This window comes from Termitidicoccus mucosus, from assembly GCF_038725785.1.
Lineage (GTDB): Bacteria > Verrucomicrobiota > Verrucomicrobiia > Opitutales > Opitutaceae > Termitidicoccus > Termitidicoccus mucosus.
Window position 1 is genome coordinate 4991306 of record NZ_CP109796.1, and the last position, 22023, is coordinate 5013328.

Sequence of the window (22023 nt, forward strand, 5' to 3'; positions counted from 1 at the left end):
CGTTGGATTGACCGCGAAGGATGCGGAGCCGCGAAGGGGAGAAGCGGTTTGGGGCCGCGAAAAATGCGGAGAATTAATGGCGTCGCGAGCCGTTGGCGTGCTTTTGCGATTCTGGAGGTTTGATGAACCGGTCTTCCCAAGTTTTTCCTCGCGATCTTCGCGTCTTTCGCGGTCGAAAAAATCCCATTGCGTTTACCGCAATCCAAAAAACGACCGCGCGTTTTCCGTGCTGATTTGCGCGAGCTTGTCGAGCCCGACGCCGAACACCTCCGCCGCGAACTCGGCGGTGTGGCGGACATACGCCGGTTCGTTCGGCTTTCCGCGATGCGGCATCGGCGTCAGGTAAGGCGCATCGGTTTCCACCATGAAACGTTCCAATCCCTGCTCGCGCGCGGCGTCGCGCACGAGGCCGGCGCTCTTGTAGGTCAGCACGCCGGTGAAGGAGCCGCGTCCGCCGCGCCGCGCGAGTTCGCGTATCTCGGCGGGGCCTTCCACGAAGCAATGGAACACCACGCGCGACCAGTCCGCGCCGCTCGCGTCGATCATCGCCACGCATTCCGCAAACGCGCCGCGCGAATGCACGACCAGCGGCACGGCGAGCTTGCGCGCGATTTCCAGTTGCGCGGCGAAGGCCGCGCGCTGCCAGGCGAAAATCCGCTCCGCCTGCGCCTCGTCGTCTTTCGGCAGGTGAAACCGGTCGAGCCCGCATTCGCCGAGCGCGACCGGAAGCGGTTCCGTGCCCCGCGCGAAAAACGCCTCGATGCCCGCCGCTTCGTCGGCCCAGTTTTCGCCGACCGAGCATGGGTGCAGTCCGACCGTGTGGTAAACGAAGCCGCGGTGCTCGCTCGCGAGCCGCCGGTAGAGCCCCCAGTCGTCGCTCGCGGTGCCGATGGTGATCATCGCCTCCACGCCCGCCTCGCGCGCCCGGGCCAGCGCGCCGTCGAGCGTGTTGTTGCGGAAAAACGATTCCAAGTGCGTGTGCGTATCGATGAGGGCCATGCGGTTTAAAAATCCCAAATTCCAAATTTCTCTACGAGGCGAAGCCGAGTGGTTTGACAATCCCGAAAAAACTCAAATCCCAAAACACAAAACTTCGCCCGGCGGGGTGGTGGCGAAAACGCGGCAGCGGCTGGGAGCGCCGGCATCCTGCCGGCAGACGGCGCTCCGCGCCGCCGGATGGATTGAGTGGCACGGACGTCCCCGCCCGTGGAGGGCAACGCTTCGCGCCGCAAATGCCGGCAGGATGTCGGCGCTCCCAGTCGCTGCCGCGTCCTCTGCCTATTGCCGCTCCCCGTAAAGCGCGGTGCCCACCCGGATGAGGGTGCTGCCCGCCGCGATGGCCGCCTCGAAGTCGCCGGTCATGCCCATCGACAACTCACGCAGCTCCACGCCCCGGCTGGCGGCGAGGCGGTCGCGGATTTCGCGCAGATTGGCAAACGTCCGCTCTGCCACCGCGGGGTCGCCGGAGAGCGGCGCGATGGTCATCAGCCCGTCCACGCGCAGGTTCGGCAATGCGAGCGCGGCGTCGAGCAGGCGGGGGGCGTCCTCCGGCTCCGCGCCGAATTTCGCCGGATCGTGGCCGGCGTTGATCTGGAGCAGAATCGCGAGCGTTTTTCCCGTTTCGGCGGCGGCGCGGTCGAGGTGGCGCAGGAGTTTTTCGCTGTCCACGCTTTGCACGCGGTCGAAGCATTCGACGGCGGCGCGGGCCTTGTTGGATTGCAGGTGGCCGATCAGCTCCCAGCGGAGCGCCGCCGATTCGGGGGCGACGAGCGGCCGTTTCGCGATGCCCTCCTGCACGCGGTTTTCCCCGATGGCGCGCAGGCCGAGGCGAGCCGCGTAGTCGATGGCGGCGGGCGGATGAGTCTTGGTCACGGCCAGCAACTCCACCCCGGCGGGATCGCGGCCGGCGCGGCGGCAGGCTTCGGCGATCTGGCTGCGCAGGGATTCCACCCGGGAGCTGAATTCGAGAAAAGATATCATCGGGGAGTTAAATTTTTTTAATGAGTTGCGAGGCGATTAGTGTCGTTTATGGTAGCGCACCATTTAGCGTATTCCATGCATATCGACAATCTCAGGATTTTCGCAGATCTCGTAGAAACCAAGAGCTTCTCCAAAGCTGCAAAGATCAATAATATAACGCAATCGGCAGTGAGCCAGCAGGCCCGCGCGATGGAGCGGAATTTCAAGACTTTGTTGATTGATCGGAGCCAGAAGCAGTTCCAGCTCACGCGCGAGGGACAGCGCATTTACGAGACCGCGAAAGAAATTTTACATCAATACGACAAATTGCTGAGCGAGTTGCAGGAGATGAAAAAGGTCATTAGCGGCACGATTCGCATCTCGACGATTTATTCGATCGGCCTGCACGAGCTGCCGCCCTACATCAAGCGTTTCCTGCACGCGTATCCGTCGGTCAACGTGCGCGTGGAATACCGGCGCTCGAATCTGGTTTACGAGGACATTTTGCACAACTCGGTGGATTTCGGGCTGGTGGCGTTTCCGGTAAAAACGCGGCAGATCGAGATGATTCCGTTTCGCGAGGACCGGCTGGTGCTGATCACGCACCCGAGCCATCCGCTGGCGTCGAAGACGGAGCTGGAGCTGGAGGATTTGTCGGGGCAAAAGTTCATCGGCTTCGACCCCGACATCCCGACGCGCAAGGCGGTGGACCAGATATTCCGCGACGGCAAGCTGGAGATCGAGCCGGTGATGGAGTTTGACAACATCGAGACGGTGAAGCGCGCGGTGGAGATCGACCACGGCGTGTCGATCGTGCCGCAGGCGACGGTGGCGCAGGAATTCGCGCAAGGCACGCTGGCGGTGATCCCTTTCAAGGGCAAGGAGTTCGCCCGCCCGCTCGCCATCCTGCACCGCAAGGGCCGCGTGCTCACGCCCGCGATGAAGAAGTTCGTGGAAACGCTCTCGACCGTGGCGGAAGGAAAGTGAGGGGAGGCGAACTCATGCGCGCTTCCCGCCCGGCGGCGGGAATGCCGTCGCCCCATTCGCGTGTTTAACACGTTGTCTTATAGTAGGAAGCATTCGCAGTCGTAATCGCAGGGTTGTTTTCGGCAGGCGTCATGCTAGAGGGTTGGCGTTTCATGCAAACATCCAACACCACGGACGCCCAGGCTGATTATACACCGTGGCGGGCGGCCAAATTTTACATTCCTTTGGTCATCCAGGCGGTCTCGCAGAGCCTGACCTATCCGCTGGTCGCCTCCATCGTTTCACATGGGAAAAACGGCGTGGTGGACATGGCCGCGCTCGCCCAGGGGCAGGCCGTGATGTTCATGCTCGGCGCGGTGGGCAGCGGCCTGCTCACCACCGGCATGGTGTTCGGGCGCGATGCGGAGGGGTTTCGCATGTTCAGCCGCCTGAACCAGTGGGTGTGCGCCGTGCTCGTCGTCCTGCAGGCGCTGGCGTGCGTGCATCCAGTGGACGGTTTCATTTTCCGGGGGATGCTGGGGCTGGCGACGCCGATGGACACGACCGCGCGCGAGGTGCTGTTCCTGAGCATCCCGATGCAGGTTTTGTTTTTCGTGCGCAACACGAGCCTGGTCGCGCTCTACAACGCGCGCGACAGCGCCGGGGCCAACTGGGCCACGCTCGCGCGCATCGCGCTCACCCTCGTGCTGGCGCCGGTGTTCGTGCGGCTGGGCTGGGTGGGGCATCGCATGGGCGTGCTGGCCATGACCGGGCCGGTGCTGCTCGAACTGCTGCTCACGCAATGGCTGGCGCGCCCGCACATCCGCCGCCTCGCGTCCGGCGGCGGGCAGTCGGCGGGGCTGGGCACGCAGTTGCTGTTCATGATCCCGCTGTCCTTCGGCGGCATGCTGCTGACGATCGCCGGGCTGATGATCGGCGCGTTCATCGCGCGCGCCGCCGACCCGGCGCGGATGCTGCCGATCCATTACATCACCATCGGCGTGATCAACCCGGTGGGCATGGCCGCGCTGCGCGTGCAGGCGGTGACGCTGGCCTTTCCGCCGCGCGACAAAAACGACCGCGCGATGGCCCGCTTCGCGCTGGCGGCCGGCGGCGTGCTGGCGCTCATTCCGCTGGCCGGGCAAATCCCCGCCGTGGCGCAGTGGTATTTCGGCGGCATCCAGAGCCTGCCGCCGGAGGACATCCCGCTGGCCATGCGCGCCGCGTTGCTGCTCGCCACCCTGCCGGTCGTGCAGTCCCTGCGCGGCCATGCGGAGGGACTGGCCGCGTGGCGCCGGCGGCCCAACGCGATTCTCGCCGGGCAGGCCATGAACCTCGCGACGCTGGTTTGCGTGCTGTTCTTCACGCTGCACGCCGGCGTGCCGGGCTACCTGATGGGGGTCATCGCGATTGATGCCGCGACCTTGATGACGCTGGTCATCATACGCCTCGGCCTCGCGTGGGCGGAAATGGAAAGCACCTTCGTCGGACGCGCCCCGCGGGGGATGCGCGGCTCGGAGGGCTGACCGCTCACGGCGCGGCGCGGCGTTCCAAAAGTCGCTCGAAAAGCCGGAGGTAGGCGGCGGTCTGGACGGCGGGGAAGAAATGCTCGCGGGCGTGGGCGGCGACACGGGCGGACTCGCGGGCGCGGCGGGCGGGATCGCGTATGAGCGGGAGGAGCGCGGCGAGAAAGGCGTCCGCGTCGCCGGGCGGAACGGCGAGGCCGCCGCACTCGGCCACGCCGCCGACGGCGCAGGCTACGGAGGGGAGACCGTGCGCATGGGCCTCGACGAGGAAGTTGGGGAGGGATTCGCGGGTCGAGGCGAGGATCGCGATGTCGGCGGCTTGGTAGAGTTGCGTCGGATCGGACTGGAAACCGAGGAAGCGCACGCGGCCGGCGAGGTCGAGGCGGACGGCGAGCGCCTCGCAGGGGGCGCGTTCGGGACCGTCGCCGGCGAGCCAGAGCTGCCAGTCGGGGGCGGGGCCGGGAGCATCGCCGATTGCCGGGGTGTCGGCTGCCAACGCAGCGGGTGACGCTGGACGCGGGAGACGGGCGGCGAGTTCGATGAGCGCGCGGTGGTTTTTCTCGGGGCGAAACATCGCCACGCAGAGCAGGATGAGGGGACGGGAAGCGGGGGCGTTGGTGTCGAAGCCGGGAGTGGAAGATGAAGACGCGCGGGCGGGAATATTGCGGCGCGGAGCGCCGTCCACGGGCGAGTCGCCCGTGCCACCCGAGCCCAGGGGCAGGATGCCCGTGCCTTTCGACCCGGCGGCTTCGCCGTCCAAGCGGCAGGATGCCGCTTCCACTTTTGCAGGCAGGCAGCCCGTGCCACCGGGCGGAAAGACGATGGCGTTGTGGATGACAGTGATTTTTTCGGAGGGGAGCGCGTGGCGGTCGGCGAGGATGCGGGCGGCTTCGCGGCTGTTGGCGATGGTGTGGCGCGAGGCGTGGAGCGAGCGAATATAGGCGCGCGGCAGTTCCTTGCCGGTGCGCATGGTGGTGATGACGGTGGCGCGGGGCAGGGCGCGCTGGAGCGTGGCGGCGCGGCAGTTGGCCATGCGGCCCATGCAGAGGACGATGTCGGGCGCGAGGCGGCGTGCGGCGCGGCGGAGGCCGGGCGCGAACCAGTCGAGGCGCGTGTCGAAGGGCTGGAGCGCGGCGCGGCGAAGACGGGGCGGGGCAGGGGAAAAATCGAGCGCGCCGCCGGGACGGAAGGTGAGGAGCGTGGTGGGGTGGCCGGCCTCGGCAAAGGCGCGGGCGAGGAGGATGGACTGGCGCTCGGTGCCGCCGTTGCGGAGGTGGTCTTGGAGGACGAGGATGTTCATGAGACGGCGCGTGCCGGGGCGCGAGTAGTTTGTCTCTGTTATCGTTTCCCCGGCCCGTGCGTCAAAGCGCAATCGCGAAGGCGGGGCGGGCGGGATGGGGCGATCCGTCCGCGTCCGGTGCGCGATTCAAAGTGATGTCATTCCATCTTTCCTCTTTATTCTTTCTCTTTCTCTTTCTCTTTCTCTTTCTCTTTCTCTTTCTCTTTCGTCAGGAACGGGCAGGAAGAAAGAAGGAAAGATAAAGAATAAAGAGGAAAGATTCCGGCGATGGCACGACTTTGAACTGCACCTGCGCGCCCGGGACCAAAGGAAAATTTTGTCGCATTGCGCGCCGGGTTGGTTTTGCTTCCGGGCGTTTCTTGGCACGGGCCTTTAGCTCAGCGGTTAGAGCAGGGGACTCATAATCCCTTGGTCGTCGGTTCGAATCCGACAGGGCCCACCAAGACCGCCCGCGAAAATCGTTTTCATAGGTGGAAATCCTTCGCCAATGCGCACATGCGCGCTGGCCGATGGACACCAAACGGACACCGGAAACCAGTGAAAACAAGGCCGTCGCCTTCGCGACGCCTTCCCGCCTCGTTCTCATGAGGGGCATCATCGCCTATGAAAAGCCCACCGGGCGAAAGCAGTTTTTCCTGCGCTGGCGGGATGAAACCGGCCGCAAGACGGCCAAGGCGTTCGAGACGGAAAAGACGCGGGAACGGTTCGCGCGTTCGCTGATGGCGGCGAGGGAGCGCATCGGCAAGCAGGCGCTGAGCTTCAACCCGGAGGAATGGACGGAATGGCTCCGGTTCAAGGACATCGTCGGCGCGGTCGATCCGCTCACGGTCGCGAGGGAATGGCTCGCGTGGCGGCGAGGCGAGACCGGCGGCGGAATGCCGTGCGTGGACGCGCTGGAACGCTACTTGCGCGTATGCGACGGCGAGGATGAGGAGAGGCGCGCCAAGCGCAAACGGCTCTATCTCGAACGATGGGCGGCCTTCGTCGGCGGCATCAACCTGCGAGAGTCCAGCGCGGAGCGCGTGCGGGAATGGCTCAACGCCTTGAAGGCCAAGGACGGGTTTTCGCCGGTCACAATCAAGGGGCATCGCAAGTTGCTGTCCGGGTTTTTTCGATGGTGCGTGCGGGAGCGGCTTTGCGACTTCAACCCGTGCGACGCGGTTGCCGGGCCGCGCATCGTCAACGAGGAGGTGGCGGTTTTGCCGGTCGCGGACGCGCAAAAGCTTTTCAGGGTGAATGCGCGGCGGCCGGTAGCGGCGCGGATGGCGCTGGAGGCATTCGGCGGGTTGCGATTCTCGCATGCCGGGCGGCTGGAAAAGGGCGAGGTGGATTTCGAGCGCAAGGGCATTATCTTGGCGGCGGACAAGCACAAGAGCCGGAGGCGGGGTTACCTTGAAGGACTGCCGGAAAACCTCTGGAAATGGCTGGAATCGGCATCGGACGCGACGTGGGCGATGACACCGTGCCAATACATGCACGAAAAGTCGGCGGCGTTCAGGCGGGCCGGCGTGAAAAACGCCGGCAACGTGCTTCGGCATTCGTTTGGGAGCTACTTCCTCGCCTGGACAAACGACGCCATGAGGACGGCGGAAAAGATGCAGCACACGACGCCAAAGACGCTCTACCAGTTTTACAAGGGGGCGGTGAGCAAGGCGGACGCGGAGCAGTGGTTTTCCATCATGCCGCCGGCGCGGAAAGGGCGTGTAAAAAGGACGTGAACTGAACGCCGGGGCGGGATCACTCGACCTCTGTCCCGGTTGCGCTCATGGACCGCGTCAACAATGTCGCTGGCAGATCGCCACGGCCGCATAGCGTGAAATTCTGAAAGCGCTTGAACCATTCGCCAGCTGGCAACTCCGGGTCGGAGTCGATCCAGCGCGCCAACTGCTCAACATCCTGCCGGGTTATCTCGCGGCTTCTGACGCGGTCCGCCAGATGGTCAAGTAACTGCCAAGGGATGTTTTTGCGCTGGAATTTCGGCATTGCTCACACTGCCAGCGTCCGGACTCCGTAAAACCCGTCGATGAACTGCCTTTTCAACTTTGCGGCTTCGGCCTCGCTTGTCGCGTTTGCCAGTTTGTCAGCCAAGTCGCCAAGCGCAGTGGGCGAGAGCGGGCGGGCTCTCTTGACGATTTTCACGCCACGCGCGCGGGGGCGGGCGGGCATCCGCTTTTTCTTGCTCACAACAGCACTCATGCCGGCAGATTGGCGCGGCCGGCGGGACGGCGCAAGCTCCGTCTCGGCGACGAAAAAGCGGCGGATGCTTTCAAGAAGGCCGGACATCAGCGAATGGCTTTGATCGCCCGGCGGACGGCCGGCGCGACGTAGGGAGCGGCAAAGACGGCCGCGATTGCGACGGCCGCGAGGGGAATCGCATAGCGGGAGAGGCTGGCCGTGCTGGCGATGCCGGCGGCGGCGTTCTCCACGACGGCCGGCACGGTGTCGATCACTTCGCCGACTGGGCGAAGGATCACGCCCGCGCCGGCCGCGTTGCCCCAAAGTCCATTGTAAAAGCCGTTCGCCTTCGCGTATTCGCGGAAGCTCGAATCAAACGTGCGGGCATTGAGCGGGTTCGCGCCAAGGGTCTGGCTGTTCCAATGGGACAGAAAAACCGTGTTGGCGTATTCGAGGCCGTAGCGCGCCTTCATGGCGGCGTGCCATTGCAGCCACTCGGCGGGACTCCAATAATCATCCCAGCCCCAACCGTCGAAATCCGGGGTGGCGTCGGGATTGAACGGATCGTGTTCTGGTGCCCAGCTCACTTCTTTGCGCGTTCCATTTCGGCCAATAACTGTTCCGCTTTGGCTTTCTGTTCCGGGGACACGGCGGACGGCCCGGCCGCCAAGGCAAGCAGTTGCGCTTTGCTATAGCTGTTCCACGCGTCCTCCAGCCGGTTCATCCTGTGTTCATTTCGAATCATGAACCACGCGAGAATGGCGCCGGTCGTTCCACCCTGAACAAGCGAGCCCAAAACGCCGCCTTCCGCTGATTGCGCGATGGCGGCAAACAGCGGCGAAAGGGAGGCGGTCAACAGTATGACGGCGTTGCTCATGATTCCCAGTGCGCCCCGGTAAATTGGCCGTCTGCCTTCGCTTTCAGTGATTCGTATTGTGCGCGCACGGCGGCCTGTTGCTCAACCGTCACCTCGCCCTTGCGGACAAGTTCGGTGAGCGTGGGCAGCAGCGCGTCGACAAGCTTCAATGCCGCCTGGATGGCGATAAGGGTTGCATTTTCCATGGTTCGAGTGGTTCGCGGGACTGGTCAGCTTTTGATGTAGCCGGCTGCTTTGACGACTTCCTGTTGCAGCGTCGCCAAGGCCGCCATGAGAGACCTTCGGTTTTCCTCGGACGGGAGCTTTTTATATAACTCCACGGCGGCAATGACGGAGCCGATGGCGAGCTTCGCGTTTTTCCGCACGAAGTCGGCGGCCTGTTTGACTTCGGCGGCGCGGTTCGCGTCCGCTTTTTCGAGGTCCGCCCGATTGTCGTATTCCCATTTCACAAAGGCGTCGAAGACGACATAGGAAGAGACGACGGCGGCCTCGGCGTTGTAGAGCAGCGCGTCCTCGTCGTAAACGCCGCCCGGCGAGAGCGACTTGCAGCCGCTGCAGGCCGAGAGGCAGAAGGCGGCGAGGATGAGGGCGAGGGTGACGAGATTGTTTTTCATGGGTTTGGGTGTGATGGGTTATGAGTCAGGCGACGTTATCCCTGAGTGTGGACGCCGGAAACAACCCACGTGTTGTGGGCGGGCATGGGGGTGAGTGTAATGTCGGTGCCTTGTCCCAAGTTCGGAGGGCCGCCGCTCCAGTCCCACATGCTTCCGCCATTAAACGTCTGTCCCCGGAGATTTTCACCACTAAAGCTCAGGCTCAGGCTCGTCCAGGCATTCTGGAGAATGGTGATTCGAATAGGCCCCGTGGCACTCTGAACGGGAGCGATGGCAAGAACCGTCGTGGCCATTCCGGTATTGGTGGCGTCGATTACAACCCACTGCCCGGACTGGGCGTCGAACATGGCCCCCGTCCCGCCGTCAACATAACGGAGGGTAAGCCCGCCACTGCCGCCGCCGGCCTGCAACGCGGCAATGGCCGACTCGGCACCGTTCATGCGATTGCCAAGCTGGCCGATGGCAGCGGCGTGCTGGTTGATGGAGGCGGTGTTTTGTTCCACCTGCGGACGGAGGGAGTCGGCGCTGTCCTCGGGATAGGAGCAGATGCCGACGCGGTTGATTTGTTCTTTTGAGATAGCCATGGGAGGAAAATTAAAGCGGGTCTTTCGTGTAAAGTTCCATGCCGGCGAGGCGGAAATAACTCGCACCCGCGCCGCGATTCCACGGGCGCAACACCTCTAATTTCACCCAGCGCGCCATGACTTCGCCATCCGCGAACGGGCGCGAATAGATGATCTGTCCGAGCGCAACCGGCTTCGTGCAAAGGCCGGCGGTGTTGTCGGCAATGGGCGTGCCCCAAGCCGAATTGTTCGCGCTGTGATGGAACCGGATGTAGTGCGGCGCATAATCGGCGTCCTTCACGTCATTGCTGTTCCACTTGAGCGCGAGCCGGGAGATGTTTCGCAGCTCGCCAAGGTCGATAACCAGGCTGAACCATTTCTGGCCGATGTTGCCGCACACGTATTCGGTGGCAGCGTCGCGGTCGAAAAGTTTCCAGATGTCGCCCTCATTGCTGTTGGCAGAGAGGACCAGCCCTTGGGTGTCCGACGCATCCGCCATTTGCGGGATGAGGAGGGTTTCCTCCGGCGGGGGGGAGCCAAACTGGCTGTCACTGCCGGCGTCCATGAACGAAACCAGCCAGTAGCGGATGCGGACCGTCCCGGGATCGGCGTTGGTGCAAACCTCAACCTTGTCGGAAAACGGCAGGCGGGTAATGCCGTCAAGCGCGAGGCCGATTTCATGGGACGGCACGCGGGCGTTTTCCGTGCTGTTGGCGCGCCAATAAGCAACCGGGACAGGACCGGCGGCACCGTCAGCGCGCTCAGCCGCAATCCAGACCTCGCGCTTGCCAGTGACGGACGGCGCGATGGTTTTCCACGATGCGTCATTGAGCAGCGTCGTGTTTTCAAAGCCCGTCCCGGCTTGGTTTTCAAGCGTGAGACGCGTCTCGCCGACTTGGTGCATCCGGTGATCGCCGATGCCGGCAAATCCGGTGTAAAGGATGCCGGTCACAACGTCGCCGCCGGGATTGCGCAAATAGACGCGGCGGAAGAAATGATCGCGACCGAAGTCCAATTCCATCGCGGTATCCCAAAGCTCGTAATTCACGCCGCCATTGGTCGAGATTTCAATCTCGCCGGTGGCAGTCGCCACATATGCCCTATTGCCCAATCCATCGAAATGCGCGGACTGGCCGGGCTCAATGCGGAAGCGAAACGACTGAAACGGCGCAGGCAGGTCAACGCCCTGCGCGATGGCTTCGTTGGCGGCGGTGGAAAGCGATGGATACGCGGGAAGGTCCATGGTGGGTTATTTGCGCATGACTCCGTATGCGACCAGTGCGGCGGCAGCGGCGAAGGCGATAAAGGGAATCGTGTCGATGATGGTCGCGCCCACAGGCTTTGCGTTCGAGGCAAAGGCAAGCGCGGTGTCCATGCTCTGGCCGGCAAGCTTGGCATTGTTTTCCACCATCTCATTCGCCTTGGCGAAGGCTTGCTGCGAAGTCTGGTTCGAGTTGGTGACGGCATCGGATGCGAGCGCCTTCATGGCATTGCCGATCAGCGCGGCGAGATCGAGGGACTTGCCGGCGACATCGGCGCCAAGGTCGTAGTTGAGGACGTAATCGCCGCCGACGCCGGTATTCACGTAACTGCCCTCGCTGGCGAGCAACGCGCCGGTTTCGGCGCTCAGGTTGCGCGAGCTGTCGTTGTAGTTGGTCGTGCTGCTCGAGCTGCTTTTGCTCGAAAACATGTCTCCTAAAAGTCCCATGTTATTTCCCTCGGATTATGGCGACGGCGAAGCCGGCGGCCGCCGCGCCTGCGATGGCGACAAGCGCCCATTTCGGAATGCCGGCGACGGTATCGGACATGTTACTGCCCTGCGCCGACGTAGTGGCGGTTGACGTCGCCAAGCCGCCATCCCCGCTTTTCGCGGTGGAACTCGTGGCGGTGGCATCGGCGGCATTTTTCGCGCCGGTGTCAACGGCCTCGTCAAGACGTGCGCTCAGCGTGCCGCTTCCAAGCTGCCGGATGCTAGGTCCGAAGACATTGGAAATCGACGTTTGCAGCGATTGCGCAAGCGAGGTCGAGACACTGGCGGCGATGTCCTTGATTTCCATGTCAGCTACGCCGGAGGGCAAGGACACCCAAAATTGCGATGACAACGGCCGCGGTGCCGGCGGCGGCGTAAATCACTCCCTTGCTGACACCAGTCGCGGCCGCGGTGCCGGTCGATGCCGGATTGCCGGCGTTGAGGCTGGTGGGTTGCGCGGTTGGCGAGGTCTGCTTGCCAAGCGTGATGCCAAGAAGCTCCGGGAGGATTTCAATTCCCTTGTCGAGAATCGAGGTCCACTTGCTTCCCGTGCTCACCGCCGTGTTATTGTTCGTGCTCTCTGCCATGATGCTTGATGGTTATTGGCGCGGGAGCCGTGCAGGCCCCCGCGCCAGTTTGATAAACAACCGATAACTTCCCTTCCTCGTCAGGCAGCGACGCCGGGCGTCTGCTGCTCAATGAGAAATTCGATTTGTCCGGAGCCGGGCCGCTCAGTGATGAGTTCCAGCGTGTCGGCGGGCGTGATGTCCAAGCGATCGTCAACGACCTCGTTCGGGTTGAGGATGATGGGCCAGACGCCGACGACGTTGCCGTTGTTGTCCACCGGCGGATTTTTGCCGTAGTTGATGAGCTGCATGGCAAGCTCGGGCTTTTCGGCGGTCTGCGACACGTCATAGACGTCGATGCCGTTCACGCGAAGAATGACGCGCGTCGGGAGGTCGTCCTCGGCAAAGAGCCAGAGTCGCGAGAAGGGCCGGGTGCGGGGGATGAGGAAGTAAGACTTGCGCCCCTCGCCGATGATGTCCGTCCAGCGGCTTTCACGGATGAACCGGCCGATATAGCGGCTTCCGCCGGAGTTGGTGTTGGCGACGGAGTCAACGGACGAAATCGCCGACACGTCGAAATGCGTGCCGGTCGCCGGCACGTTGAGCGTGAGGACAATTTGCAGCTCGGGAATGCCCCGGAGGTCCCAAGAGGTCATTTCCTCGCCGATGACAGTTGCCGCGAGCGGATTGCTCATGCGGACGATCAGCGCGCCATCCGGCGTGCTCGCATAGCCGAGGATGTTTTGCCGGGCGATCAGTTGGGCGGCGGTAAAGTCGCGGATCGTAGTGGTTCCGACCTTCAATTCGACGCGTTCGAGGGCGGCGGCGATTTGCCCCTTGGTCGCGGGTTTCGGCGTGCTGAGCGCGCCGGTCTGCCCTTGCGTGAAGTAGAGTGTGAAATCGTGCAGGCGCACGTTGCCGGGGTGAAAAATGGTCCGCTTGCCGCCGACAGTGCCGGGGGAGGGAAGCGAACTCATGTTGGTGAGGATGAGCTGTTGACGAAAGGACATTGAGTTTCCCTTTGTTTGTTGTTGTTGGCGGCGAGTGCCGATCAGGCCTTGTTGGCGGCGGCGTCAGCCTTGGCCTTGGCGATGGACTCTTTGACCTTGGCGACGAGGGTTCCGACCAGCGGAATCTTGTCGCCTACGAACGCGCCGACAAGAATGCCGGCACCCACGGGAACAGCGTATTTCAGGAACTTTTTCATGATGTGTTTTGTTGCGTTGATCGCGTTTAAGAGGCCCCGAGTTTATACAAAAAGGCGACTGGCGGGAATGGCCGCCAATCGCCTTTAATGCGCGTCAATGTCTGTCAATGCCCGTCAAGGCGACAGCCGGATGCCTTTTTTGATTTCCTCCGGCGTGAATTTCACGACGCGCGCCGGCTGGTGTTTGCGCTTGTAGAGGAATTCATATTGCGCGAGCCGCGTCGCCATCGTGCGGACGCTCTCATCCACCATGACCTTCGCCCATTCGTTGGCGTCGTCGGCGTCGCGGACGGCGAGCAATACGCCGGTGAGCGAGCCGCGCATGATCGGCAGCATCGCCGCGTAGGAATGCCCGATGAAGTAGAGCGACGGATGCAGATGGCGGATGGCGGTGAAGAGATGCACGTTGTCACGGGCGCGGCCTCCGGTGGACGTGCCCTCATCCCAGACGACGCAACAGCCGCGCGTGCCGGCGACGGCGCGGCGGAATTTTTCAAAATCGTCCGTCACCCAGGCGGACACGCCCCAGTCGGTTTCGCCTTTCCATGGGTCGAATACAATGGCGCGGCGGCGATTGAACCGCCACTCGCCGCGAACAAGGCCGGAGGTGAGAAAGGTTTTTCCGTCCTCGCTTCCGCCGATAACCGCCATGCGTGTTTTCTCAGACATCGACCACATCCTCCTTTCCCTTGCCGGTCGCGGCGGCGGCGGCGCGCCGGCCGCGCCACGCGCCCCATTTGGAGCCGATCCAGCCGAAGAATCGAGAGAAGGTCCCGCGCGTTTTCGGTTTGCGAAGGCGGGCGATGATGATCGTCGCCACTGCGGCGGCGAGTTCCAACTCGCAAGGCATCGCGTCGAGTCCGACGTTGTATTTTTTCAAGACGCGCTCAAGCGGCCGGCGCAGCATCTTCTTTTCCGGCTCGCTCAAAACGCCTTCGTCCTGACCGATAAGCATGAGGGCGATTTGAATCAGGCCGAGGATGGTTTCGACGGTGCCGCCTTCTTCGTCTTCCTCCGGTTCCACGCCTTCCGGTTCAGGCGGCGGCGCGGTGTTCGCGGCGGCGTTGATGTCATCGAATGACGGCGGCGGCGGATCGTCAGTCGGCGGCGGTGCGGGCGGCGGCGTTTTTTCCGCCCCGGAATCGGGCGCGGGCGTTTCGGGCATAGTGGGTGTTTCCATGGGAGCGATTTCTTTTGCCGGGAAAGGCGATCCCCCGGCGTTTTGTTTGCGACGGCCGGCGCGGGCATTCACCCAACGGCCCAAGGCATCGAATTTTTGCAGGAATTTGGCCGGGTCGAAACGCCGGCCAATGGAGTCGAGTTGGCTTTCGAGCATGTTCACGCGGGGCGAAGTTCAGAGATTTCTATGCACGCATATGGGCCGGGAAGCGTGTCGAGCGTTTCGCGCTCACGATTCGTCAACTCATTGACGATTTCATGCGCCTTGCGCACTCGAAAGCCGACAACCGTCCCGCGAAGGCGCATTTTTGTATAACCAAAACTCAACACGACTTCCCTGCCGATGCGGCAGGTGTGCTCATTCCAGCGCGGCCCGTTCGTTCTATATTCCGTCCGCTTCTGGCCCTTCTCAAAGGCTATGAAATGCTCACTATTGAGCGGAATAAACAATGGTTTTTCGGGTTCGGTTTTCATGGTCAAAATTGTTCCGCCGCCGGCGCGGTTTTCGTGCGTTTGTTGCCATGCTCTATTGGCCGGGCAGGTGGCGGAAAATTCTTGTCGCCGGCATGCACGAGCGAAATCGCCATGCGGACAGCTTTTTGCGGACTCGACGCCAGCTCGGCGAACGGCACGGGCCATTGCCTTTCGATGCGGCGGCCGCCTTCGTTGAGCGCAACGCGGGCGTCGCGGGTCTCGCGGGAGATGGAGAGGATTTCGACGGCGCGGATGCGGACGGAGCCGAAGCGGTCGCGGCATACCCAATGTGCGATTTTCATGCGACACCTCCGCATGCTCTCCACGTGCGCCACACAAGAGACGCATTGCGCATTTGTCGCCTGCACCAACGCTCCGTGGCGAGTGATATTGAGCCTTGTGACCTATCGCGCCAGTGGCATGCCATTTCAAGCGCCCGGCGAGCGTTTCTTTCAGCCATTTTTTGATATGCATTCATGGTCAAAACGGGCACGCCTTATCAAATGCCTCGCTGGCCCATGCCGAGGACGTGAAGGCGTCGCGACGGCCACACGCCGGCCGATTCTCGGCGGCGAACCGGCGCGCAATGCGGATGAGATGGGGCGCGTATTGGCTTTGCGAGGGCCGCCCGGCGATCAACACGGAGAGCGTTCGGATTGTATTCGCTCTTTTGATACGCGTATCGAATGCGAGATTGCGACGGCGGCGGCTGGATGAATAGGCCGCGACAAATTCGCGATACCAGTGCGCGTTTTTTTCGATGGCGACGCGAACACAGCCCCCCTCGTTCGTGCGGATGCGTTGCGGCACGAGGATTACGGTCAACCGGGAGGCAAGCAACTCGCCGAGCATTGCCGACAATTCATTGATGATTTCAGGGGGCAGCTTCATGCCTCACCGCCTTTCCGGCATTGCCTCGCCAGATCAACCAGCCAGCGAGCCAGGCGCGGCGGCGTAGCTTCACGGGCGGATTTTGTAATCGTTGGCTTGTATGTCGGGTCTGCCCTGCGCTTGCCATGCGCATTCCCGACGACGTGTGACGGCTCGCCCAACACAAGATCGACCGGCGGCAAATCGCGCGGACCGATGCCGACGATGTAAAACCACGTCGCCTTTTCAGCCAGGTGCCCAAGCCAGTATTGCGGCATCGCCAGCGTCCAGCCTCCGAATTCATCGCGCTCGCCTGGATACGGCAGGCCGGCCGCCGGCCAAAGCTTGGAGCCGGCTGGATGCTCCAGCACGCCGCCAAGCGCCTGGACGCGACCGGCGCACCATACGCCGAGCGCACGTTCCGCATCGGGGTTCTCGGCGCGGGCGAATTTATACAGGTTGCCCCAAAGACGGCACGGCGGATGCGCGACAACGGGCAGACTTCCGCGATAGGAGCGCGCATCACGGGCGGCATCGTAGCAATCGCATTCCGGCATCGACTTGTAAATGCTATCGTCCCGCACACACAGCACGGCAACAGCAGGGGAGTGAGGGGCGTTTTGCGTCTCGTTTTTCATGGGTTCAGGCGGCATCGAGGGCGGCTAAAACGTCGTTTTCGGGCGGTCCGTCCGCGCCCGAAAACTCCAAAAAGTGAAAGTTAAGTGGAGTCTGGGAACGCCCTACCAATCCCGCGCCCGCGCTCGCGTCATACGCGGGCGCGAAGTCAGGGAACGCGGCCTCCGCGTCGCGTTGCTCAACGGCCGCCGCGATGAGCGGGCGGGCGAGGCGTTCGAGCCGGCGGGCGAGAGGGTTCGTCTGCCAGACGCGGCCGTCCTGCGATGCGCCGATCACGACGATGCCGGGGCGGGCAATGGTGCCGCCGCCCAAAAAAGATGGCGCGAGACGGGCCGTGACAAAGTTGCGGACCGGCCGGCGTTCGATGTTTTCGGTTGAGGCGATTTCGAAAATCGCACTGCTTTCGCCCTGAACGTGATTCGGAAATCGCCTCAAGTCCTCCAAGACAAACGCCGGAATCGGGGTGTCGAAAAGCACTGACGAGGCGATTAATCGCCCGAATAAATGGGCGATTTCCCGTTTCAGACAGAAATCGCTCGAAAACGCCTTGTAGTCGAATCCCTCAATGCGGAAGTCGTTGCGGGGAAACGATTCTACGCGATAATTGGGCGTTTTCCGGAAATCGCCCCATTCGGCCAGACGCGATTTTAAAATCGCCCTTAGCGCGAGCGTTTTCGCTGATTTGGAGCGTTTTACTTCAGCCAGCGATTTCGCCCGTTTTTTTCGCTCGGAAATCGCCTCTGCCGCATTCGGCGTCTGGCAATTCCAGTCCTTTACATGGCGATAAAAATAATCACCCCCGGGCGATTTCTCAGCGATTATTTTCCGCTTAAAGCCGTCCACTTCGGTCAATTCCTCCTTACGCCATTTGCGGAACGAGTTCAGCGGCGTGCAAAGGCGGGCGCGGAAAAGATTGTCGTAGAGGTCGCGAATCGGTTGCGCGCCGCCATCATTATAGAGGGCGCGGAGGTCCTTGTCTTTGAACGGGTATTTGCAGGCTTCCTGCACGTCCATGATTGCGCCGTCGTATTCGACCAAGGGAACCGCCTGGCTTTCCTTTAGCCAGCCGTCCACGCGGGCCTGAAAGGCCGGCGTGAGGTCCTTGCTGAACTTCATGAGGCGGCAGAGCCGAGGGAATTTGACGCCGGTCAGGCACTCGTAATACCGCAACCGCACCCACGTCATCAGGCGGTTGAAATCGGGGCAGTGCATGAGCACGCGTTGGAGGGTGTGCGCATGCGTGTGCATGTGCCATCTCCAGCTGTTCCGACGGCGCGAATAGCGCCCCTTGGGCGTGCCGTATTCCTCGCCGATATTGATCGGCTCAAACCACTGGCGAAATAGTTTCTGGCGGAAAAGTTTAGTCATCGCACGGCGCATTTCGCCGCGTCCTTGACGCAACCTGTCGGTTGAAGCGCCGTCCCGCCAACGGCCGCCGCCGTTAAAGGTCATCATGCCGATGTGCCAGCCAAACCGCTTTCTCTTGGTGTTAACGAAATCCGCCAGCTGGCGCTCCAGTTGCGCGTGCTTCTGCGCGGAGTGTTCGGGGAAAAAGTTCACGCGCCGCACGTTCGTCACCTTGTGGACGAGTTCGGTGCCGGGGGCGTCGCCGGGGAAGTGGATGGAGACGGGCGGACGATACGGGCGTTTTTCGCGAATCGCGTCCTGTATGGTGTCGGCGAAAAACACAAGGAGCCCAGTTTGTTCAATCGCCTGCCCCAAAACCTTCGTCGTTTCCTGCCGCGCTTCGAGTCGTTCGGCGAGTTCGGCGGCCTTGTCCCTTTTAATGGTCTGCTTCGTAGAGCCGCAAACAACGCGCTCATATTCGCGCTCTGCATCCACCGCGTCGCGGACAAAACGACGGGCATCCGCCGGCCGATTATCCAGACGGCGAAGGCGGTTATATGCGGCGCGCGCGTGCTTTTTGCCTCGAAAATACATCAGAGGAACCTTGCCAGTTCGCTGCCGGGGATGAGGTAGGGGCGGCCGTAGGCTTTGATGCGGCGGCGGGAGATTTCACGACAAACCCAGTCAGGCGAGCGGCCAATGCGCTCCGCGAATTGCTTCGGCGTGAAGGTCACGGGCGCGTCCGCGCCCGTGACCGGTGTACGGCCTTCCACTTGGAAACGCAGTTGCAGGACTGCTTTTTCCAGAAGCTCTACCTTGCGCTGGAGCGCGGCGACTGTCATCCGGCAGAATCCTCTTTGGCGTTTTCCGCCATCGACGCCGCGACGAACGCCGGCCAGCCGATTTCGTTAATTCTAAGGACGGTGCCGGCGGACCGGCTCAACAGGCCAAAGGATGCGCCCGGAGCGGCGTTATACATGGCCGTAAGCATAAACCCCGGGAGGCTGACGAGGCCGCCGCCGGCTTGGGCGCTTTTGATGCAATCGGCTTCCGATGGATTGGCGTCCAGCCATTCGAGGCCGACTTGTATCATGCGCCGGGCGTCACACTCACAGCCCGCGCAACAGCCGACTATTTTTGCCATGTCATCCGTGAAGGGGTATTTCGGATGCGGGATGGCGATGGATTGGGCGGCACGCTCGCGGGCGGTTTGTTTCGCGGACGTGTTGTAGTAGCAATACCAGATGCCAAGCGCGCCGACAGCGAAGAAGGCGACCCAGGTAATGGGATGCCCCGGCTTGCTGCCCAAGGCCCTGTTAATATCCGGCGCGGCGGCGCAAGCGAGTGCCAGAAGCACGGTGAAAATCACCGCGGCGATTATATGTTTCGGTTTCATTTTCGTTGAAATTGTGCCCCGCCGGGAGGCTTTTTGGCCTCCTCACGCCTTGCCCGGGCGTGACCAACGAAGCGGCGGGGCGGTGTTGTTGTGAGTTGGGCAAAGGGAAAGGCCCGCACCTCCCGGCTTTATGGTCCGATAAACCAAAAGCACGGGAGGCCGGGCGAAGGGTTCAGGCGGCCTTGCCGTAAAACGCTTGGGCGATGAGGCACCCCAACCAGAGCGATGCGAACGGGGACATGGCGGCATTTCCGAGATCGTCCGAGTTCAGGACTGCCGAGATGCCTACGGCCGTATGAACCAGATCGACGCCATCGCGCGTGTAAATCGCGACAGCCTCCGCTATCGCGGAGCGCTCGCTCCAGAAATTAACAGGGTCGCGGTCGATAATTGCGGCGACGTCCTTCCGCCGGACGCACTCCGCTTTGCGCCGCTGCCTCGCTAATACTTCCGGTGTGTTTTTCATGGCAATCAGGCCGTGAGGGGGCGGCCGGTTTCAGTGGTGGCGTAGGCGCCTGAGTTGGCGGTGGCGGCGGCCTCAGCGGCGCGCCGCGCTCTCCACTCGGCCTGCCGACGTTTCTCCGCATTGACGTTTTCGATTTTTGCGGCGATTGCAGCGGCTTCGTCCGCGTGAATGGAGGCAACATTCGCCTCGCGAATAAGCGGGACAACAGGGCCGGAAGTGTAGTGCGTATCGTCCCCATCGTATTCCCTGACCCCGTCGATTTCGACGCGGCTGATTGTTTCGATTTTGCGCGCTCCCATCAGTATCCGCAGCAATGCGTTTATGTCGGCATCTGCGGGAAGCATGATTTCGTTCGGTAGCGTGACGTGCAGCATGGGCACGGCGGCGGTGGTGGATTTGGTGTTTTTCATTGGTTTATCGGGTTGCGCCGCGCCCGTTGTGGGCGCGGCAAAGGGTTCACTCTTCCAAGCACGCGGCGGCAATCGCCCGCGCCTCCGCTTCTGTCATCTCCCCCTTGGCAATCAGCGTGGATGCCTTGATGGAACCGGCGCCGATGGTGACAGTGCTGCCGCCGCCATTGCTGGTGACGCTTGTTTCCACGCTCTCCGCGTATCCAATATACAAGACGCCGTTCGCGAGGAACGCATCCCCCGTGACATAGCCTTTCTTGTATTCATTGAACCGGCATTCCTCCTGTTCGGCCTCACTGATCGGCTCGGCGGGAGGATGCAGGCGACACTGCCACGCGTCGATTGCGAGTCGCCGGGGGCTTTCATATCGGTTGAATCTAGTGAATAGTCCCATGGCGGTCAGGCGTTTTCGGGGTTCGCGCAGTAGCTGCGGATGAACTCGGCGAGGTTGGCGGCGTCGGCGAGGGAGATGCTCGTGATGTGACGAATGCCGGTAGAGGAATCCTTGACGCCGACATCCACACAGCCGGCGGCGGATATCTGAATGCGCAGGAGGGGGGTAACGTGGACCACTACGGATCGGTATGACTGGAGGAACCGGGACGGTTTTCCGGCGGCCGGTCTCTTGGCTGGTTTTTTCATGGGTTCGTTGGATTTGGGCCGCGCCCGGCCGCCCCGGCCCCGCTTTACCAACGTGTTTTTTGACTGACGGGGGGGGGCGGCCTTGGGCCGCGGCACACACGTAGTCGCGTGTAATTACAAATATCACAAGTCTTTTTTTGCCACGTAATGCGACTACGTGTCGTCTGTTGGCCGTTGTGAAACCAAAGAAAACTGGACATTTTAATATGCGCCTCACTGAGCATGAGCTTGCGCTATTTTCACAACTCGCTGAAAATTCGGGGCTTCAACTATCGGAGATAGTCAGACGCCTATTGCATGCCGCCGTGGCGTTTTACGCCGCCAATGACGCATGGCCCCGTGAAATCGAGATCGCAAAGAAGACCAAGCCGACTGAAACACTCGCGGGGAAAATCACTGAACATAACCTATCTGAGTTGAGGGATAGCGGCCAAACGCTCCTCCCCCATGAAAAGGGTAAGCTGGATAAGCTAGACACGGAACCGCTTGACCGGAAGCCGCGCCATTCTTTGCGCGCCGACGCCGCCTTCGCAGACGCAAGAACGGACACTAAACGACCATCGAGAGCCCAACGGCCGCCGAAGAAATGAACACATATACATTCACACTTGATGCCACGGCAGTGGTTGTCGGCTACGGGCTGGCGGTTCTCACCATTATTGTCTGGATGGGCATCCTCCACCATAAATGCCGCGCCGCCAGAAAGGACTACAAGAAAGCAAAAAAGGAAGCGATGGAGGGGCGGGAGCGCCTTGACGCCGCAATCGCAAAAACTACCGAGATAGAGGAACGTCTGAATGATGCCGTCGCGATCATGGACTACCTCCCTGACGTGAAACTCATCAAGAGTTCTATTCGCGATCGAGATAGCGAGAGGGAAGCCTCTTCTCGAGCCAATCGTAATAATGAAAGGCAAGGCGGACAATCGTCATAGACAGAAAAAGCGAACAGGCGAGGAGGGGTAATAACGCAAAGGCAAAAAGGAAGGTTTTCAGCAAATAATAAACGTCCATGCACCCATATGATACCAAAACAGCATCAATTCAACTATATTAATGCCGTCAGCGTATCACACACGCCGGATGCTTTTAATATCGGGC

At 61.9% G+C, this 22023-nt stretch carries 33 protein-coding genes and 1 tRNA gene; 5 read left to right on the forward strand and 29 right to left on the reverse strand.

What is annotated here, in order from left to right; translation table 11 throughout:
- Nucleotides 1-192 precede the first annotated feature (192 nt).
- Nucleotides 193-999, reverse strand: a complete 807-nt coding sequence (locus OH491_RS17345) for a TatD family hydrolase (RefSeq protein ID WP_068770340.1) — start codon at nucleotides 997-999, stop codon at nucleotides 193-195.
- 279 nt (nucleotides 1000-1278) lie between these two features.
- Nucleotides 1279-1980: a YggS family pyridoxal phosphate-dependent enzyme gene (locus OH491_RS17350; RefSeq protein ID WP_068770339.1), complete on the reverse strand. Its 702-nt coding sequence runs from the start codon at nucleotides 1978-1980 to the stop codon at nucleotides 1279-1281.
- Between the two features lie 75 nt (nucleotides 1981-2055).
- On the opposite strand from OH491_RS17350, the gene OH491_RS17355 reads away from it, so the two are divergent.
- Nucleotides 2056-2946: a LysR family transcriptional regulator gene (locus OH491_RS17355; RefSeq protein WP_068770338.1), complete on the forward strand. Its 891-nt coding sequence runs from the start codon at nucleotides 2056-2058 to the stop codon at nucleotides 2944-2946.
- Nucleotides 2947-3098: 152 nt separating this feature from the next.
- Nucleotides 3099-4451, forward strand: a complete 1353-nt coding sequence (locus OH491_RS17360; RefSeq protein ID WP_068770337.1) for a hypothetical protein — start codon at nucleotides 3099-3101, stop codon at nucleotides 4449-4451.
- 4 nt (nucleotides 4452-4455) lie between these two features.
- Here the strand turns inward: OH491_RS17360 and OH491_RS17365 are convergent, their stop codons facing one another.
- Entirely contained in the window at nucleotides 4456-5751 is a 1296-nt protein-coding gene (locus tag OH491_RS17365; protein WP_068770336.1) for a glycosyltransferase, read from the reverse strand.
- 366 nt (nucleotides 5752-6117) lie between these two features.
- Between OH491_RS17365 and OH491_RS17370 the strand changes: the two genes are divergently transcribed.
- Nucleotides 6118-6193: transfer RNA gene (locus OH491_RS17370), tRNA-Ile, on the forward strand.
- 67 nt (nucleotides 6194-6260) lie between these two features.
- Nucleotides 6261-7469 carry a tyrosine-type recombinase/integrase gene (locus OH491_RS17375; RefSeq protein ID WP_068770335.1) on the forward strand — a complete coding sequence of 403 codons (1209 nt, stop codon included), beginning with the start codon at nucleotides 6261-6263 and terminating at the stop codon, nucleotides 7467-7469.
- A 19-nt stretch (nucleotides 7470-7488) separates the two neighbouring features.
- On the opposite strand, the gene OH491_RS17380 is transcribed toward OH491_RS17375, so the two are convergent.
- The 26 genes from OH491_RS17380 to OH491_RS17505 all read right to left on the reverse strand — a co-directional run bounded on the left by OH491_RS17380 (nucleotide 7489) and on the right by OH491_RS17505 (nucleotide 20923).
- Nucleotides 7489-7734: a hypothetical protein gene (locus tag OH491_RS17380; RefSeq protein ID WP_068770334.1), complete on the reverse strand. Its 246-nt coding sequence runs from the start codon at nucleotides 7732-7734 to the stop codon at nucleotides 7489-7491.
- A 3-nt stretch (nucleotides 7735-7737) separates the two neighbouring features.
- Nucleotides 7738-8034, reverse strand: a complete 297-nt coding sequence (locus tag OH491_RS17385; RefSeq protein ID WP_068770333.1) for a hypothetical protein — start codon at nucleotides 8032-8034, stop codon at nucleotides 7738-7740.
- On the reverse strand, nucleotides 8034-8513 hold the full coding sequence (locus OH491_RS17390; protein WP_068770332.1) for a hypothetical protein: 480 nt from the start codon (nucleotides 8511-8513) through the stop codon (nucleotides 8034-8036). The genes OH491_RS17385 and OH491_RS17390 overlap by 1 nt, the downstream gene beginning before the upstream one ends.
- Nucleotides 8510-8803: a hypothetical protein gene (locus tag OH491_RS17395; protein ID WP_068770331.1), complete on the reverse strand. Its 294-nt coding sequence runs from the start codon at nucleotides 8801-8803 to the stop codon at nucleotides 8510-8512. Before OH491_RS17395 ends, OH491_RS17390 begins: the two co-directional genes overlap by 4 nt.
- Complete coding sequence (locus tag OH491_RS17400) at nucleotides 8800-8988, reverse strand: hypothetical protein (RefSeq protein ID WP_068770330.1); 189 nt, start codon at nucleotides 8986-8988, stop codon at nucleotides 8800-8802. Before OH491_RS17400 ends, OH491_RS17395 begins: the two co-directional genes overlap by 4 nt.
- A 24-nt stretch (nucleotides 8989-9012) precedes the next feature.
- The gene (locus OH491_RS17405; RefSeq protein ID WP_068770329.1) at nucleotides 9013-9417 is read right to left on the reverse strand and encodes a hypothetical protein; all 405 of its coding nucleotides are present in this window, start codon (nucleotides 9415-9417) and stop codon (nucleotides 9013-9015) included.
- Between the two features lie 35 nt (nucleotides 9418-9452).
- Complete coding sequence (locus OH491_RS17410) at nucleotides 9453-10001, reverse strand: hypothetical protein (RefSeq protein ID WP_068770328.1); 549 nt, start codon at nucleotides 9999-10001, stop codon at nucleotides 9453-9455.
- Between the two features lie 10 nt (nucleotides 10002-10011).
- On the reverse strand, nucleotides 10012-11223 hold the full coding sequence (locus OH491_RS17415; protein ID WP_068770327.1) for a discoidin domain-containing protein: 1212 nt from the start codon (nucleotides 11221-11223) through the stop codon (nucleotides 10012-10014).
- Between the two features lie 6 nt (nucleotides 11224-11229).
- Nucleotides 11230-11670, reverse strand: coding sequence for a hypothetical protein (locus tag OH491_RS17420; RefSeq protein WP_068770326.1), 441 nt, complete (start codon nucleotides 11668-11670; stop codon nucleotides 11230-11232).
- A gap of 19 nt (nucleotides 11671-11689) precedes the next feature.
- Nucleotides 11690-12058: a hypothetical protein gene (locus OH491_RS17425; protein ID WP_145928781.1), complete on the reverse strand. Its 369-nt coding sequence runs from the start codon at nucleotides 12056-12058 to the stop codon at nucleotides 11690-11692.
- Nucleotides 12039-12317: a hypothetical protein gene (locus tag OH491_RS17430; RefSeq protein ID WP_068770324.1), complete on the reverse strand. Its 279-nt coding sequence runs from the start codon at nucleotides 12315-12317 to the stop codon at nucleotides 12039-12041. Before OH491_RS17430 ends, OH491_RS17425 begins: the two co-directional genes overlap by 20 nt.
- Nucleotides 12318-12397: 80 nt before the next feature.
- Nucleotides 12398-13306 carry a hypothetical protein gene (locus OH491_RS17435; protein WP_068770323.1) on the reverse strand — a complete coding sequence of 303 codons (909 nt, stop codon included), beginning with the start codon at nucleotides 13304-13306 and terminating at the stop codon, nucleotides 12398-12400.
- 41 nt (nucleotides 13307-13347) lie between these two features.
- Nucleotides 13348-13503 (reverse strand): hypothetical protein, encoded by a 156-nt coding sequence (locus OH491_RS17440; protein WP_334319292.1) that lies wholly within the window; start codon nucleotides 13501-13503, stop codon nucleotides 13348-13350.
- Between the two features lie 114 nt (nucleotides 13504-13617).
- Nucleotides 13618-14172 carry a hypothetical protein gene (locus OH491_RS17445; protein WP_145928780.1) on the reverse strand — a complete coding sequence of 185 codons (555 nt, stop codon included), beginning with the start codon at nucleotides 14170-14172 and terminating at the stop codon, nucleotides 13618-13620.
- Nucleotides 14165-14839, reverse strand: a complete 675-nt coding sequence (locus OH491_RS17450; RefSeq protein WP_068770321.1) for a hypothetical protein — start codon at nucleotides 14837-14839, stop codon at nucleotides 14165-14167. Before OH491_RS17450 ends, OH491_RS17445 begins: the two co-directional genes overlap by 8 nt.
- A gap of 2 nt (nucleotides 14840-14841) precedes the next feature.
- Nucleotides 14842-15156, reverse strand: a complete 315-nt coding sequence (locus OH491_RS17455) for a hypothetical protein (RefSeq protein ID WP_068770320.1) — start codon at nucleotides 15154-15156, stop codon at nucleotides 14842-14844.
- Between the two features lie 2 nt (nucleotides 15157-15158).
- A complete protein-coding gene (locus tag OH491_RS17460) occupies nucleotides 15159-15458 on the reverse strand; it encodes a hypothetical protein (protein ID WP_068770319.1) in 300 nt (99 codons plus the stop codon).
- Nucleotides 15459-15636: 178 nt separating this feature from the next.
- The gene (locus tag OH491_RS17465) at nucleotides 15637-16047 is read right to left on the reverse strand and encodes a hypothetical protein (RefSeq protein ID WP_068770318.1); all 411 of its coding nucleotides are present in this window, start codon (nucleotides 16045-16047) and stop codon (nucleotides 15637-15639) included.
- The gene (locus OH491_RS17470) at nucleotides 16044-16664 is read right to left on the reverse strand and encodes a hypothetical protein (RefSeq protein WP_334319291.1); all 621 of its coding nucleotides are present in this window, start codon (nucleotides 16662-16664) and stop codon (nucleotides 16044-16046) included. The genes OH491_RS17465 and OH491_RS17470 overlap by 4 nt, the downstream gene beginning before the upstream one ends.
- A 4-nt stretch (nucleotides 16665-16668) precedes the next feature.
- The gene (locus OH491_RS17475) at nucleotides 16669-18603 is read right to left on the reverse strand and encodes a hypothetical protein (RefSeq protein WP_068770316.1); all 1935 of its coding nucleotides are present in this window, start codon (nucleotides 18601-18603) and stop codon (nucleotides 16669-16671) included.
- Nucleotides 18603-18851: a DNA-binding protein gene (locus OH491_RS17480; RefSeq protein WP_068770315.1), complete on the reverse strand. Its 249-nt coding sequence runs from the start codon at nucleotides 18849-18851 to the stop codon at nucleotides 18603-18605. The genes OH491_RS17475 and OH491_RS17480 overlap by 1 nt, the downstream gene beginning before the upstream one ends.
- Entirely contained in the window at nucleotides 18848-19405 is a 558-nt protein-coding gene (locus OH491_RS17485) for a hypothetical protein (protein WP_068770314.1), read from the reverse strand. The genes OH491_RS17480 and OH491_RS17485 overlap by 4 nt, the downstream gene beginning before the upstream one ends.
- A 172-nt stretch (nucleotides 19406-19577) precedes the next feature.
- On the reverse strand, nucleotides 19578-19871 hold the full coding sequence (locus tag OH491_RS17490) for a hypothetical protein (protein ID WP_068770313.1): 294 nt from the start codon (nucleotides 19869-19871) through the stop codon (nucleotides 19578-19580).
- 5 nt (nucleotides 19872-19876) lie between these two features.
- A complete protein-coding gene (locus OH491_RS17495; protein WP_068770312.1) occupies nucleotides 19877-20281 on the reverse strand; it encodes a hypothetical protein in 405 nt (134 codons plus the stop codon).
- A gap of 46 nt (nucleotides 20282-20327) precedes the next feature.
- On the reverse strand, nucleotides 20328-20675 hold the full coding sequence (locus tag OH491_RS17500) for a hypothetical protein (protein ID WP_068770311.1): 348 nt from the start codon (nucleotides 20673-20675) through the stop codon (nucleotides 20328-20330).
- Between the two features lie 5 nt (nucleotides 20676-20680).
- Nucleotides 20681-20923 (reverse strand): hypothetical protein, encoded by a 243-nt coding sequence (locus OH491_RS17505; RefSeq protein ID WP_145928779.1) that lies wholly within the window; start codon nucleotides 20921-20923, stop codon nucleotides 20681-20683.
- A 586-nt stretch (nucleotides 20924-21509) separates the two neighbouring features.
- Here OH491_RS17505 and OH491_RS17510 point away from each other — a divergent pair.
- A complete protein-coding gene (locus OH491_RS17510) occupies nucleotides 21510-21857 on the forward strand; it encodes a hypothetical protein (RefSeq protein ID WP_145928778.1) in 348 nt (115 codons plus the stop codon).
- Nucleotides 21858-22023 lie beyond the last annotated feature (166 nt).